General features: G+C 35.1%; 7 protein-coding genes and 1 pseudogene. 2 read left to right on the top strand and 6 right to left on the bottom strand.

Going from position 1 to position 16,342, the window contains the following annotated elements; all coding sequences use genetic code 11:
- A partial coding sequence (locus tag ACFFIT_RS02480) for a hypothetical protein (protein WP_385876058.1) occupies positions 1-472 on the top strand: 472 nt, incomplete at its 5' end.
- A gap of 553 nt (positions 473-1,025) precedes the next feature.
- On the opposite strand, the gene glgP is transcribed toward ACFFIT_RS02480, so the two are convergent.
- The 5 genes and pseudogenes from glgP to glgB form a co-directional block, all read right to left on the bottom strand.
- The gene (gene glgP / locus ACFFIT_RS02475; protein WP_385876057.1) at positions 1,026-3,491 is read right to left on the bottom strand and encodes a glycogen/starch/alpha-glucan family phosphorylase; all 2,466 of its coding nucleotides are present in this window, start codon (positions 3,489-3,491) and stop codon (positions 1,026-1,028) included.
- 52 nt (positions 3,492-3,543) lie between these two features.
- Entirely contained in the window at positions 3,544-5,019 is a 1,476-nt protein-coding gene (glgA, locus tag ACFFIT_RS02470) for a glycogen synthase GlgA (protein WP_385876056.1), read from the bottom strand.
- 12 nt (positions 5,020-5,031) lie between these two features.
- Positions 5,032-6,315, bottom strand: coding sequence for a glucose-1-phosphate adenylyltransferase (gene glgC / locus ACFFIT_RS02465; RefSeq protein WP_385876055.1), 1,284 nt, complete (start codon positions 6,313-6,315; stop codon positions 5,032-5,034).
- A 98-nt stretch (positions 6,316-6,413) separates the two neighbouring features.
- Entirely contained in the window at positions 6,414-8,453 is a 2,040-nt protein-coding gene (gene glgX, locus ACFFIT_RS02460; protein WP_385876054.1) for a glycogen debranching protein GlgX, read from the bottom strand.
- A 260-nt stretch (positions 8,454-8,713) separates the two neighbouring features.
- Positions 8,714-11,032: pseudogene (gene glgB / locus ACFFIT_RS02455) on the bottom strand (1,4-alpha-glucan branching protein GlgB); the annotation flags it as partial.
- A gap of 365 nt (positions 11,033-11,397) precedes the next feature.
- On the opposite strand from glgB, the gene hrpA reads away from it, so the two are divergent.
- Positions 11,398-15,378, top strand: a complete 3,981-nt coding sequence (gene hrpA, locus ACFFIT_RS02450; RefSeq protein ID WP_385876053.1) for an ATP-dependent RNA helicase HrpA — start codon at positions 11,398-11,400, stop codon at positions 15,376-15,378.
- Positions 15,379-15,528: 150 nt separating this feature from the next.
- On the opposite strand, the gene ACFFIT_RS02445 is transcribed toward hrpA, so the two are convergent.
- On the bottom strand, positions 15,529-16,323 hold the full coding sequence (locus tag ACFFIT_RS02445) for a DedA family protein (protein WP_385876052.1): 795 nt from the start codon (positions 16,321-16,323) through the stop codon (positions 15,529-15,531).
- Between the last annotated feature and the right edge of the window lie 19 nt (positions 16,324-16,342).

The following is a 16,342-nucleotide window of genomic DNA, read 5'->3' as shown; positions in this document are numbered from 1 at the left end:
AGATGGTACAGGAGCACTAGTGGGTAATGATGGTGTTAATACTCTAGACGGCAAAAATGGAGCTAATTCCTTTGATGCTGGAAGCGGTAATGACTACATCATCATTTATGATACAGATTTCGCTTTTGTCAATGGTGGTCAAGGAAATGATACATTGATTTGGAATAGTTTCGATGACTTAGATTTAGCACAAATCAGTAATAAAGTAGATTCTATTGAGTATCTACATCTTAATGATGAGTATAAAAATAAGCTGACTATTTCTGTCGAGGATGTGTTATCAATGACACCTGAAAATGATCATTTACTGGTAATCCAAGGTGGCTCAACAGATACTGTGGATTTAGAATTATCAGCCACTGAATGGTCGACATTAGGTGCGCAGCAATTCAGAGGCGAAACATATAATGTTTACGTGCATGCTACGGAAGATGCGCAAATCTGGATTCAGCAAGGTATTGCAGTAATCTAATTTTGATTTAACGTCAAAATAAAATAAAATAAAATAAAATTAAAAAGGGTCTAGTAGGCAATACTAGGCCCTTTTTTTTGCTGTGCAAAAAAAAGGGGAATTCGTACACTTGTATGAGAGTGGGAATAAAGAGAGATTAGTCCAAATGAAAAGTGTTATGATCATCAACAGTTAAGACTGCATTATAAAGTTGAATACCTGATAAATATAATGTTATAGAGATTAAGACATAAAAAACTCACCAAATTAGGTCAGCAAGCGTTATCGCTAAATAGGTCAAAGTGAATTTGTTAAAAGTAAAGCGGCAAGTGTAGGAATGAAAAGGAGATATTAGGTGGTTTTAACAAAGAAGATATATAATCAAAAAATAAATTAACATAAAAGTACTAAGTTAATTTTCATACAAGCTATTAGTTAATAAAAATGATCGGAATAAATGGGTTTAAGTAAACAGTATGATGATAAAAGCGACAGGATATATTGACTAATTTATGAAAGCTGCCTTGTGTATTAGGCAACTTTAACAAATAATATTTTTGCAATCTCTAAATCATTATAATTTTACAGGATCAATTTTCCAGATTGTTTTAGCATACTCCTCTATCGTTCTATCTGAAGAAAAATACCCCATATTAGCGATATTAGCAACCACACTTTCTTGCCAGTTATCTTGATTTTTAAAATGAAGATCAACCTTACTTTGAGTATCAACATAGCTTTGATAATCAGCAAGCAATTGGTAATAGTCACCAAAATTAACTAAATTATCAAATAAATCACGATAACGGTGAGGTTCATTGGGACTAAAGGTACCATCAGCAATTTGATTTAGCACCTGGCGTAGTTTAGTGTTATTTTCATAGAATTCTCTTGGATTATAGCCTTTTTGTCTTAATTTAATCACTTGCTCAGCTGTGTTTCCAAAAATAAAAATATTATCCTCACCTACATTTTCTAGCATTTCCACGTTTGCACCATCAAGGGTGCCTATAGTAAGTGCACCATTTAAAGCAAATTTCATGTTACCGGTACCAGAAGCTTCAGTACCTGCAAGAGAAATTTGTTCAGAAAGATCTGCTGCTGGAATAATCATCTGAGCTAGGCTTACACTATAGTTGGGAATGAATACTACTTTCAATTTTTTATGGACGCGAGAATCGTTGTTGATCACTTGAGCCACATCATTTATAAGATGGATGATGTGTTTGGCAACATAGTAAGAAGACGCTGCTTTACCGGCAAAAATGATGACTCTCGGAACAATATCTGCATCAGGATTAGCAATAATCTTATTATATTGGGTGATAACATGCAGAACATTTAATAGTTGTCTTTTATATTCATGGATACGTTTAATTTGAACATCAAACAAACTGTTTGGATTCACCACAATATTTAATTCTTCAGAAATATATTGAGCTAGACGTTTTTTATTTTCTAATTTAGATTTTGCGAGTTGCTCATGTAAGGTTTTATCTGATTTAATGGAGTTCAGTTGTTTTAACAAAGATAAATCTTTTCTCCAATTTCCCTTAATGCGAGTATCTAAAATCTCTGTTAAAGATGGATTCGCTAGTGCAATCCATCTTCTTGGTGTAATGCCGTTTGTCATATTACAAAAACGTTCTGGGTATATTTTAGCAAAATCAGCAAAAATATCTTCTTTCATCAATTCAGAATGAAGCGCTGATACTCCATTTATTTTGTGGCTAGCAATTACCGCAAGCCAAGCCATTCTGACTCTTCTTCCTTGTACTTCATCAATGATTGAAACTCTTCTTAATAAATCCAAATCATTAGGGAATCTTTCTTTGACACTGTCTAAAAATACGGCATTAATGTCAAAAATAATCTGGAGATGTCTTGGTAAAATTCTACCTAAGGTATCAACAGGCCATGTTTCTAATGCTTCTGACATTAACGTATGATTGGTGTAAGAAAAAATTTGTTTAGTCATTTCCCAAGCCGCTTTAAATGTCATTTTATTTTCATCAACCAAAATACGAATTAATTCAGCAATTGCAAGTACAGGGTGGGTATCATTAAGGTGAATAGCTACTTTTTCATGTAAATTTGCTAAGGACTTATGCAATTTTAAATGGCGACGTAGAATGTCTTGGATTGTTGCTGAAACTAAGAAATATTCTTGTCTTAAACGTAATTCTTTACCTGAGTCTGTAGAATCATTAGGATAAAGAACTCTTGATACATTTTCAGAACTATTTTTTTCTGCAACAGCTTCAAGATAATCACCCTCATTGAATTTACCTAAGTTGATTTCTTTACTTGTTTGAGCACTCCAAAGTCTTAGTGTATTTGTGAAATTAATATCATAACCAGGAATAAGTTGATCATAAGCGCAAGCAAGAATATGTTCTGTATCTAGCCATTTGACTTCATCGCCTTCATGCTGAATTCTTCCACCAAAGTGAATTTTGTATCTTAAATTATGACGTTTAAATTCCCAAGCATTACCATCCTCAAGCCAGTTGTCAGGAACTTCTACCTGCTTACCATCAACAATTTTTTGAGTAAACATGCCATAATCGTAACGTATGCCGTATCCTCTTCCTGGTAAGCCTAGTGTTGTGAGTGAATCCAAAAAGCATGCCGCTAATCTGCCAAGCCCTCCATTACCTAGCCCAGCATCATCCTCTTCATTAATAATGTCATCGATATCTAGACCGATATTTTTAAGAGCTTCTGCAGTTTCATTATAAATATCTAGTGAAATAAGGACGTTCGATAAAGTTCTTCCCATCAAAAATTCCATAGAGAGGTAATAAACTTGCCTAGATTCTTGATCTATTTGTGCTTGAGTAGAGTTAAGTTGACGTTCTACTATCCTATCTCTCACTGCAAAAAGGGTTGCATTAAGCCAATCATGTTTAGTGGCTACATCGGGATGTTTACCAACAATAAACATTAATTTATAAACTATAGACTGTTTTAAGGAATCAGTTGAATAGCCAGGTGAATTATAGTTAAAATTTGACGCTGAGAATTGTACTTTGTCCATGAATTGTCCTATTTAATTTTTATTAATTTTAATTGCGACTATTTAATAATTTTTATAGTGATTGATAAATTGCGATATAAGCATCAGCAATTAAAGACCAAGAAAAATCCCTTTTCATGGCATTTTTTTGAACTTGCTTCCATGCAGTTTTGTTTTGCCAAAGGGAAAAAGTCTTCTCTAGCGCAACAATTAATTCAGTCGTGTTTGCTTGATTAAAAACTATTCCTGTGGCTAATTTTTCAGTAATGTTTGTTTGGGTAATATCCACTACTGTATCGGCAAGTCCACCAGTATTCCTGACTAAAGGTAGGGTACCATATTTCATCGCATAAAGTTGAGTTAATCCACAGGGTTCAAATCGGCTTGGAATTAACATGATATCACTTGCAGCGGTAAGATTATGAGCAAGTTCCTCATCATAACCAATCTTAACAGCTATATGATTTGGATATTCTTTAGCTAAAGATAAAAACTTCTCTTCTAATACTTTATCACCACTGCCTAAGATGAATAATTGTGCATTTTTTTCTATTAAAAAAGGAATGACATCAATTAAGAGATCTAATCCCTTCTGATGACTTAATCTGCTAACGACAGAAAAAAGAGGGATAGTTGAATCTTTAGTTAGATGATAATTCTCTTGAAGATCTAGTTTATTAAGGCTTTTATTGTTAAGTTGTCTTGCATCATAAGAGTGCTTCAAATTAGGGTCTTTTTTTGGACTCCATAATGAATAATCTACACCATTTAATATACCTGTGAGTTTTCCGCTCTGTTTTTTTGAAGCTAATAGTCCATCAAAACCACATCCAAAATCAGGTAATGTTATTTCCTGGGCATAAGTTGGGCTCACGGTTGTAACATGCGAACTATAATAAAGACCAGCTTTCAAAAAGGATACCTTCCCATGGAATTCAAGTCCATCAATAGAAAACATTCTGTTATCTAAACCAATTTTATCTAGTAACGAAATATGTTGGTATCCACTGAGTTCGTCATCACTGATATAAGGGAAACATCCTGAAAAAGCCAGATTATGGATAGTGAAAACTGACTTAGCAGGATACCCATTTTGAGCAAGGTAAGCAGGAGTTAAACCAGAATGCCAATCATGGGCGTGGACAATACTTGCTGACCAATAGGGGTCTAGATTGTTTGCAAGCTCTGCACCAATAAAAGAGAGAAGGGCGAATCGTATCGCATTATCACGATAATCATTTTGGTATTCATCATGATAAGGACTGCCTTCACGAGCATATAGGTGCGGTGCATCAATAATATAAAATGGCAATTTTTGAAAGACAGCATAGAAAATAGTTATATTGCCGGCAAAAGTATCTATTTGCTTTACTTCATGTAATGCTGATTTTTCTTTGATAGCATTTAACACTGAAGGAAAACCAGGGATTAAAATACGACTGTCCACTCCCTTTTTTTTGAGGGCAAGTGGAAGAGCCCCTAGAACATCTGCAAGTCCACCTGTTTTTAATAAGGGATAAAATTCTGAGCACACATGTAAAATACGCACATTAACCTCTACTTAAGCATTTAGTTTATTAATCATTTCTTTTGTTACAAGAACAATACCATTATCCGTTCTGTGAAAACGTCTTATATCTTCTTCTGCATTCTCACCGATAATAGTTCCTTCAGGTAAGATGCATCCTCTATCAATAATACAATTTCTAAGTCTTGATGACCGGCCTATATTAACTTCTGGCATAATGACACATGAGTCGATAGTACAAAAGGAATTAACTCTTACCCTGGAAAATAGAACTGAATGATTCACAACAGAGCCTGATACAATACAGCCACCTGCTACAAGAGAGTTTAAGGTCATGCCATGGCTGCCTGATCGATCTTGAACAAATTTTGCTGGAGGCAATGAGGGAATATAAGTTCTTATAGGCCAAGTTTTATCATAGATATCTAGTTCGGGTGTTACACTGGCTAAGTCCAGGTTGGCTTTCCAATAGGCTTCGAGTGTTCCTACATCTCGCCAATATGGTTCACTTTCATTATTAGAATTAACACAAGAAAGGGTAAATGGATGCGCATAAGCCACACCTTCACGACAAGCTTTAGGGATCAGATCTTTACCAAAATCGTGATTGGAGCCTTCAGTGACTCTATCTTCTTCGAGTAATTGAAATAGATATTCTGTATTGAATATATAAATTCCCATGCTGGCAAGAGAACGAGATTCATCATCTGGCATAGCAGGAGGGTTGGCAGGTTTTTCAAGAAAATCAATGATCTTATGAGATTCATCGACAGACATTACTCCAAATTCTGTGGCCTCAGTTCTTGGGACAGGAATACAAGCAACAGAAACTTGGGCGTTTTTTTCCAAATGATCTATTAGCATCCTTGAGTAATCCATTTTATAGATATGATCACCTGCTAGTATAACAACATATTTAGCGTCATAACGCTTAATGATATCAATATTCTGGTATACGGCATCCGCAGTACCTGAATACCATTCCTCTCTATCTGATCGCTGTTGAGCAGGTAACAGATCGACAAATTCATTCATTTCAGTCGTTAAAAATGACCATCCACGCTGAAGGTGTTTAACCAATGAATGGGAGTGGTATTGGGTAATAACACCAATTCGTCTAATGCCTGAGTTGATACAATTAGACATTGCAAAATCGATAATTCTGAATTTACCGCCAAAATGAACAGCAGGTTTTGCTCGCTTATTAGTAATATCTTTTAGGCGAGAACCCCTTCCTCCTGCAAGAACTAAAGCAACCGATTTTAAGGGTAACTGTCTTGCTAGTGTCAGTTGATCGTGGTGATTAAATACAGCCATAAATACTCCTATTAAGTTAAAGTGTTTAGGGTGAGGCTAACTGGGAATAAAACAATTCGCTCAACCATTAATAAAATCCATTTTGATAATAAAATGGCTCATTGATTAAATTTAAATAAATAACTCCCACGTGGTAATTCCACACGTTCTGAAAAAATTTTGGCATGATGATTTGCTTGCTTTTTATCGTAAATAAGCCCATTAGAATCTAGCCTTAAATGCCATTCGCCGTTTGGTAAATAAACAAATTGCGTGTTGAAGCTTCTGTTAAAAACCAAAAGCCATTGGTGATTAAGTTGGATTTGTAGAATTGGATAATCATGACTTTGCCATTCATCTAAGGTTGGTGATCTAGCTTCAGCATTTAACCAATTAACATCTTTGGTTCCTTCTTCCCACCATGAATCAGAATAGATTGCTTCTATTTCAAAGCGATAGTTTACTAAAGCTTTACTCCATGCACTTAGGTCACTATGCTGAGTTGACCAACTTAACCAAGTTGTCTCATTATCTTGACAATAGGCATTATTGTTTCCGTTTTGAGAATTATTTAATTCATCTCCAGCTAAAAGCATGGGAGTACCTTGGGACAAGAGGAGGGTAAATAAAAGTGATTTTTGGGTCACTTGCCGTTTTGTTAAAACATCTAAGTCTGAACTATGACCTTCATATCCATGGTTGAAACTAAAGTTATTCGATGTTCCATCACGATTATTTTCTCCATTATCCATGTTATATTTTTGATTGTAGGAGACCAAATCATTCAGGGTAAATCCATCATGAGCTGTTATAAAATTAATGCTAGCACTGGGTTTATCCCGTTGACTAAAAAGTTGTTTTGATCCTGCAAAAGCTTGGGCGAATTCCCCCAATGATAACGGATGGTTTAGCCAAAAACGTCTTATATTATCTCTGAATTTGTCATTCCAATCACTGAAGGGGGCTGGAAACTGGCCTACTTGATAACCACCAGATCCGACATCCCAAGGTTCAGAAATTAACTTTACTTGGCTGATAATAGGGCAGTTTTTCATAGCCTCAAGTAAAGGAGCATTAGGAGAAAATTCCGGTGTTCGACCAAGCACAGTAGCTAAATCAAAGCGAAAGCCATCTATATTAAATGTTTCTATCCAATAGCGCAGCGAATCTAGTACAAGGTTCATCATACCGTGATTTTGGAGGTTTGTTGTATTACCACAGCCAGTTATGTTATTAAAAGAACCATTATTTAATAGCCAATAGGAATGGATATTATCTAATCCTTTAAATGAAAATGTAGGTCCATACTCATCAAGTTCAGCAGTATGATTGAATACCACATCTAATATCACCTCGATACCTTCTTGATGGAGAGTATCAATTGTGGAACATAGTTCTTCTTCAGGAGAAGTTCCTTCCTGCTTAGATGCATAAGAAGGATCAAGTGCAAAAAAACCCAGTGTGTTATAGCCCCAATAGTTTTTTAATCCCATAGCTTGTAATCGTGGTTCATCGGCATGATGCATTATAGGTAATAATTCAATAGCTGTTATACCAAGGGATTTATAATGTTTTATCATATCAGGATGTGCGAGAGCAGCATAAGTTCCTTGTATTACCTTAGGAATTTTAGGATGAAGCTTAGTTAACCCTTTAACATGGCCTTCATAAAGAATTGTTTTGGCCCATGAGTGGTTAGGCTTAGCTGCTTTAAAAGGATATTTTATCGGCTCTATCACAATAGACTTTGGCATATATGGGGCACTATTGATATGATTTAAATCGTGCACCCCTCCATATAAAGCTTCATTGTCTTGTGTCATGCCACTGATTTTTTTTGCGTAGGGATCTAGTAATAATTTTTGGCTATTAAAGCGTAATCCATTTTGAGGAATAAAAGGACCAAATGCACGAAAACCATATTGAAGCCCTGCTTGTGCACCAGCAAACTGTTTTTTTGCTAAAAAACCATGCCAAATATCACCCGTTTTATGAAGTAAAGGCAGCCGTATTTCTCTTTGTTGCTCATCAAATAGACAAAGTTCAATGTATTGCGCACTAGCTGAATAGACAGCAAAATTTATCCCATCCTCAACAATAGTGGCACCTAAAGGTGTATTTGTTCCTTTTTGCAAAGATAAATGCGCTAGATTAATCATTTGCTTTCCTTAGTAGACCTAGATTTCTTTTTACTAGTAGTTGCTTTTAGCAAAGTGGTGTTTTTCTTTTCGTCAGAACTTTCTTGCTTACTTTTGGTGTTAAACATTACTTTCTTAGATGGCGTTTTACTACTCAACTTTTTCGTTGAGGAGGATTTTTTTTGAGTGGTTTTAATTGTTTCTTTTTGAATATCTTTTTCTCCATTTGGGATTATAGTGAGCTGTTGATTATTCATCGTTTCGTTTAGCATCTCTATCTCTTTGGATTCAAACTGCAAAATGAGTGTTGCCATTGGAGGGAGGGCGACAAAAATTGAAAATGGCTTGTTTTTATATTCAATTTCTTGGGTAAAAACGAATCCATTGTTGCCAATATTCGAACCATTATAGAAATAAGAATCGCTGTTTATTAGCTCTTTATAGGTTCCTTCTCGATTTACACCAATTTGATAATCAAATCTGGGGATAGGAGTAAAATTGCTGATGATAATCACTTCATTGCCTCTAGAATCTCTTCTAGCGAACGCATATACTGAGTTTTCATTATCATCTACAACAAGCCATTCAAATCCTTCGACCTGGTAGTCTAATTCATAGAGCGGAGGATTATTTTTGTACACGGCATTCAAATCTTTGACAAAATTTTGAATGCCGTTGTGGTAATTAGACTTATCATCTAACAAGTGCCAGTCTAAACTTTGATCGTGATTCCACTCATTGATTTGTGCAAATTCTCCCCCCATGAAGAGTAATTTTTTTCCCGGATGCCCCCACATAAAACCGTAATACGCACGCAAATTGGCAAATTTTTGCCATTCATCACCAGGCATTTTGCTGAGTAAAGACCCTTTATTATGAACAACTTCATCGTGGGATAAAGGTAGGATAAAGTTTTCAGTATAATGGTACATCATTGCAAAGCTCATTTGATGGTGGTGGTGCTTTCGGTAAACCGGATCTTTAGACATATAACTCAGCGTGTCATGCATCCAGCCCATGTTCCATTTATAATGAAATCCTAATCCCGCATGTTCAGGTGGTCTTGTAACACCAGAGAAATCAGTAGATTCCTCTGCTATAGAGATACAATGCATTGCATGCTGGCCAATTATCTGATTGGTTTCTTGTAAAAGACTTATGGCTTCTAGGTTTTCTCTTCCGCCCATGTAATTAGGAATCCATTCTCCTTCGAGTCGGCTATAATCTCTATAAATCATTGAGGATACAGCATCCATTCTAAGTCCATCTACATTAAAGCGTTCTAACCAATAGAGTGCATTACCTGAAAGAAAATTTTTGACCTCATGACGACCAAAATTATAGATATGAGTATTCCAATCTTGATGAAAACCTTCTTTCGGATCGGCATACTCGTATAGTGCAGTGCCATCGAAATTGATAAGACCATGTGCATCAGTAGGGAAATGTGCAGGTACCCAATCTAATATTACCCCAATATTTTTTGCATGGGCAGCTTTTATCAATTGATAAAACGCATTAGCATCACCAAATCGGCTTGTTGGCGCATATAAACCCGTTTGTTGATAACCCCAACTTCCATCAAAAGGATATTCACTGATAGGCATAATTTCTATGTGGGTGAATCCCATATAATCTACATAATTGATTAGTTCAAACGCTAACTGTTCATAACTTAAGAAACTTTGATCTTCAATATTTTTTTTCCAAGATCCTAAATGAACTTCGTAAATTGAAATAGGTTGATTCCATTTATTAGCTTGATAACGAGAAGCAGGAGCCGGTTCCTTATTTGGGAGATTAGTCACTTTAGACGCTGTATTAGGTCTTATTTCAGCACCAAAAGCATAGGGATCTGATTTATTTAAAATATTGCCATAGCAGTCTTTTATTTCGTATTTATAAATATCGCCTTCTGAAACATGAGGAATAAAAATTTCATAAATACCCGAATCTTGTAAAAGACGCATAGGATGACGTCTACCATCCCACAAATTAAAATTACCAACGACAGAAACACGCTGTGCATTTGGCGCCCAAACCGCAAAGTGGACACCTTGTACATTATCAATTTCGGTGATGTGAGCGCCTAATTGTTCATAAGGTCTTAGGTGCCTGCCTTCACTTAAAAGCCACAAATCCATATCATGAATGACGACGCCAAAACGAAAAGCGTCTTCAATACGATGGGGTTTATTTTCAAGTAGAGGGTCATCCCAAATCACCTCAAAAAGATAAATAAATCTATCAGTAACGTCAGGTAAATAAGCGCTAAATAGTCCTCTTTTGTCTATTTTATCTAATTGGGCAACGGGCTTATTTGTTGTTTTATTAATAACTGTAACACTGCTAGCAGTAGGTAAAATCGCATTAATGTAAAATTCACCTTTTTCAATGCAACGATGTAAACCTAATATACTAAAAGGATCTGGATGATTCGCATCCATCAGAAGAGAGATATTCCTTGATGATATAGGATATTTCTGTTTTATTTGCTTTGATTTTTTAACTGTTTTATTTCGGGCATCAAGGGAGTCTTGTATTCCTATTTCAGTGTGTTGTGTTACATTATTATTTAGAGGGGTATTAGCGGTAGTCATACAGCATCCTTTTAATATATCATCAAAAATTGATCAGAATACTTAAGGAATATAAAGTATTTTATTTAAAAATATGTCAAAGTATTTTCTTAATTACAATAAGGAATTATTGAATAAAAACCAACCCTTTTATTGTAAAAATGTGATGTGTTAACAGGTATAAGTCGGCATAACTTGAGCTAAATCAAAAAAAACTAAAGAAGTATTTTCGTAAAAAAGAATATCAGTACCAGAAGTTTTTTAAATTTGGGGCGCATTCGACTTTTGTGCTAAAATTTGCAAATAAATAAGTAAATTCAAATCAAAATAATAGTCTATAGCTATGTCTGATAAATTGTGAAAGATAACTTCTAGTGAGCAACTCTATGCAAAATCAAAATAACAGCCTTATTAGCAAACCATTAACCATCCATGGCCTTATTTCTCAGCTTGAAAAACTAATGTTATTTGATGCATTAAAAATCAAAAGAAGAATTTTGGGGGTAAAAAAAGTAGCTGATAAAAATGCTCAGCAAAAAATCCTTTTAGGTATAAAAAATGAAATAGAGAAGCTGAGTCTAAAAGTAAAAAATAGAATCGAAAGTTGTCCTAAGATTATATATCCTGAAGCTTTGCCTGTCAGTCAAAAAAGAGAAGAAATCCTAGAAGCAATCAAAAATAATCAAGTTGTCATTATTGCAGGTGAAACAGGTTCTGGAAAAACCACACAAATACCTAAAATGTGTTTGGAGTTAGGCCGTGGAATCAAAGGTTTAATTGGTCATACCCAACCAAGAAGACTTGCAGCAAGAGCGGTAGCTCAGCGTTTGGCTGATGAACTGGCTTCTAAAGAAGGTACAGATGGTAAAGGAATACTTGGAGATACCGTCGGATTCAAAGTTCGTTTTTCTGATAAAGTTAGTCCTAAAACACTCGTTAAATTGATGACTGATGGTATTTTACTTGCTGAAATACAAAACGATCGACTTTTAATGCAATATGATACCCTCATTATAGACGAGGCACATGAACGCAGCTTAAATATCGATTTTATTTTAGGATATTTAACTTCAATCCTGCCTAAACGCCCTGATTTAAAAGTGATCATTACTTCAGCGACTATCGATCCTGAACGATTTGCAAAACATTTTTCTATCAAAGAAAAGATGGCTCCTATGATTGAAGTCTCTGGGAGAACCTATCCTGTTGAAGTCCGATATCGTCCTCTTGGTGATTTGTCTACTGATGATAATGAAGAAGCGTCTACTCACTCTCAAAAAGATTTTATTGATGGCATCATTGAAGCAGTAAATGAACTAAGTATTGAAGTTCCTGGTGATATCCTTGTTTTTTTAACTGGAGAAAGGGAGATACGAGATGTAAGTGAAGCCTTACAAAAAGAATGCGCTCATAATCGTTTTTTTAGGCATACAGAAATATTACCGCTTTACGCAAGACTTTCACAAAGTGAACAAAATAGAATTTTTCAACCTCATCAAGGTAGAAGAATCATTTTGTCTACAAATGTGGCTGAAACTTCACTCACTGTACCAGGTATTAAATATGTCATAGATACAGGAACTGCTAGGATAAGTCGTTATAGTTATCGTACAAAAGTCCAGCGTTTGCCCATAGAAGCTATTTCCCAAGCCTCTGCAAACCAAAGGAAAGGCCGTTGCGGTCGTGTAAGCGATGGTATTTGTATTCGCTTATACAGTGAAGAGGATTTTTTAAGTCGTCCTGAATTTACTACACCGGAAATAAAACGTACGCATCTTGCATCAGTGATATTACAAATGCTTGCGCTTGGATTGGGGGATATAGAATCTTTTCCGTTCGTTGAACCTCCAGAGAGTAAACAAATACAAGATGGTTTAAGGTTGCTCGAAGAGTTAGGTGCATTAACTGAAGAGAATCGACTCAGTCAGTTGGGTAAACAACTTTCTAAATTACCAGTTGATCCTAAATTTGCGAGAATTATCATAGCTGCGGAATCATTAGGATCGCTAGAAGAGATATTAATTATTACTTCAGCACTTTCTATCCAAGATCCTAAAGAGCGTCCTCAAGATAGGCAGCAAGCTGCAGATGAAATGCATCGACGTTTTCATGATGAACAATCTGATTTTGTAGCGTTTTTGAATCTATGGCGCTATATTCAAGAAAAAGATGCCGAATTGACTAACAACCAGTTTAGGCGATTATGTAAAAAAGAGTTTTTGAATTATTTAAGATTAAGAGAGTGGGAAGATATTTACACTCAATTGAAAATAGCGACAAATGAATTAAATTTACAACATAATCATTTACCAGCTGATTATCGTGCTATTCATATTGCATTATTGACAGGACTTGTGACTCAAGTTGGAATGAAAGATATAGAGAATCATGAATATCAAGGAGCCAGAAATAGTCGCTTTCATCTGTTCCCCAATTCTGGATTATTTAAAAAACCACCTAAATGGGTTCTAGTGGCAGAGCTAATGGAAACCAGTAGATTATGGGGAAGAATTTGTGCATCGATTGATCCTTTATGGATTGAACCTATCGCTCCTCATCTAATTAAGTATCATCACAGCGAACCACATTGGTCGAAAAAGCAGGGTGCAGTGATGGCATATGAAAAAGTGGTGCTTTTAGGTTTGCCTATTATTCCTTCACGAAAAGTGAATTTTGCAAAGAAAGATCCTTTACTTTCGAGAGAGCTATTTATCCGCCATGCATTAGTAGAAGGTGAGTGGATAACTCAACATAAATTTTTTCATGAAAATCGCAAATTACTCTCTGAAGTTGAAGCGTTAGAACACCGTGCTAGACGAAGAGATATTTTGGTAGATGATGAGACACTATTTGAATTTTACCATGAAAGAGTTGATTTATCAGCTGTTTCAGCGAAGCATTTTGATAAATGGTGGAAAATAGAATCTAAAAAAAGTCCTGATTTATTAAGTTTTGAAAAGCAAATGCTCATAAGAGAGGATGCTAAGGCAGTCAGCCAACTAGATTTTCCACTATTTTGGCATCAAGAACCACATAAGTTTAAACTTACTTATCAATTTGAACCGGGTGAATTTGATGATGGAATAACTGTACATTTACCTTTAGCCCTCTTAAATCAAGTCGAAGATAAAGGATTTGAGTGGTTAGTGCCTGGATTACGGCATGAATTATTAGTAGCATTAATCAAATCATTACCTAAATCTTATCGCCGTAATTTTGTACCTGCTCCTAATTACGCAGATGCACTGATTGCTAGAATTTCTGATTTTAGTTTACCCTTGCTTATCACTGTGGAAAGAGAACTCAGAAAAATGTCCGGGCTTACTATTCCGTTAGAAGCTTTTGATTTAGATTCTATTCCCTCTCATTTAAAAATTACATTTAAGATTTTTGATGAAAATAACAGAGTAATTGAAAAGGGGAGATCATTATCTTCATTAAAAGAAGCTTTAAAACCTAAGGTTGAGGCCTTACTTAGTAATGTGTCTGATTCTACGGAGCAGATTACATTTACCGATTGGTCATTTGATGATTTAGTTGAACAGTATAATGAACGAAAGCAGGGCTATACTGTTAAAGTTTATCCTGCCTTAGTAGATAATAAAGACAGTGTATTAATTAGAAATTTCGATTCGCCGTTACAACAAAAAATAGCGATGCAAGCTGGATTGAGGCGTTTGGTGCTATTAAAAATACCCTCACCCATCAAATACTTGCACGAAAATTTACCTAACAAAGCAAAATTAGGGCTCTATTTTAATCCTTATGGTAAAGTACTCTCATTGATTGATGATTGCATCTATGCTGCTATTGATAAATTAGCTGAGGATTATGGTAAGCCTATTTTACAAAAAAGTGAATTTGATGATTTTATTGAACTCGTCAAGGCTGAGATAAATCCATTAGTAGTTGATATAGCCAAAAAAGTGGAAGTTATCTTATCTTTGCATTATGAACTATCTAAACAACTTAAAGGCAAAATTGATATACAAAGTGCATATGCATTTGCTGACATTAAACAACAGTTAGAAAAACTGATATTTGCAAAATTTGTGTTAAATCATGGCTATGCAAAACTTAATGATCTATTGAGATATTTGCAAGCGATTGAAAAACGTTTAGAAAAATTGAAAGTTGATTCTTTAAAAGATAGAGCTATGATGGTGAGGGTTCAGTCTATAGAAGGAGAGTGGGCAGTATGGTTTAGCAAATTGCCTGAAGAATTGAAACATACGCCTGATGTGATTGCGGTTCGTTGGATGCTTGAGGAGTTAAGAGTAAGTTTATTTGCGCAGCAATTAGGTACACTCTACCCAATATCCGAAAAAAGAATAAGGCAAGTGATATCATCGATTGATATAGCTTAAAAAAACGCAATTAAAGCACTTGAGTTTAAATGAAATTATTCACAGGTACCCTTAGGATGCTTATTACATTATAGGACTTTTTAGTAGTGAGTAACCGCATCCAATCAAAGGTATAAGTTACTCAATGCAATAGGAAAATACATCAGAGATTTAATGAAGAGAACTAATAAAAATCTTTTTTAGGATAGTCAAATAGACATCAAGAAGAGGATTTTGGATAATATAATAGAATAAAATCGACAGAAAAATTAACATAAATCCAAAGATTGTATAAATTGCAGCAGGGCGATTAAATAAAATTAAACTAGCACCATTTATGATTCCATCAGTGTTCTTCTTACGAAAATTTCTGATTTTCGATGCATAGTAGTAAGATGCCCATATAAGTATAATGATACTTGCTAAAAGTATTTGAAAACCTCTAGGTTCGCTCTCCTCAGGAAATTCAGTCGCAGCACCTGCGATAATGCCTGGCATAAGATATAAAATGGGCCATGTAATGCAAGCAATCAAACTGGGTATACAATATTTTTTAAAACTTAAATTTAATAATCCTGACAACAAAGGGACTAAAGGTCTTAGAATACCTACATAGCGTCCAATAATTATGGTGGTAAAACGATTTTCTACCAGTGAACGTTCGGTCTTTTGAATGATTTTTTCTTGTTTTTTGAGCCAAGACCAACGCATAATTTTCTGGTTAAATTTTACCCCAAGGAAAAAAGATAAACCATCCCCTAAAAAGCAGCCAAGAAATGCCATGGACCATGCAAGATAGAAGTTTAAATAATCCTGAGCAATCAATACTCCTATTGCTGTCATAATAACTGCGCTTGGAATCAATAGTCCTACAACAGCAATAGACTCCAAAAAAGTAATAGAGAATAGAATCAACGCTGCGATTAAAGTAGATTGGGTTAAGTATTGTGCAATCGTATCCATCATCAAATTAGAGGGCCTTGTT

It is taken from the genome of Thorsellia kenyensis (genome assembly GCF_042432445.1).
Classification (GTDB): Bacteria; Pseudomonadota; Gammaproteobacteria; order Enterobacterales; family Thorselliaceae; genus Thorsellia; species Thorsellia kenyensis.
The sequence above is the reverse complement of the archived record's forward strand: the minus strand, read 5'-3'. Positions and strand labels throughout refer to the sequence as shown.

What these genes read in the sequence shown, in the direction of transcription:
- glgC (WP_385876055.1), bottom strand. Translation starts at nt 6,315, where the DNA reads ATGGCTGTATTTAATCACCACGATCAACTGACACTAGCAAGACAGTTA.
- ACFFIT_RS02445 (WP_385876052.1), bottom strand. Translation starts at nt 16,323, where the DNA reads ATGATGGATACGATTGCACAATACTTAACCCAATCTACTTTAATCGCA.
- glgP (WP_385876057.1), bottom strand. Translation starts at nt 3,491, where the DNA reads ATGGACAAAGTACAATTCTCAGCGTCAAATTTTAACTATAATTCACCT.
- hrpA (WP_385876053.1), top strand. Translation starts at nt 11,398, where the DNA reads ATGCAAAATCAAAATAACAGCCTTATTAGCAAACCATTAACCATCCAT.
- glgX (WP_385876054.1), bottom strand. Translation starts at nt 8,453, where the DNA reads ATGATTAATCTAGCGCATTTATCTTTGCAAAAAGGAACAAATACACCT.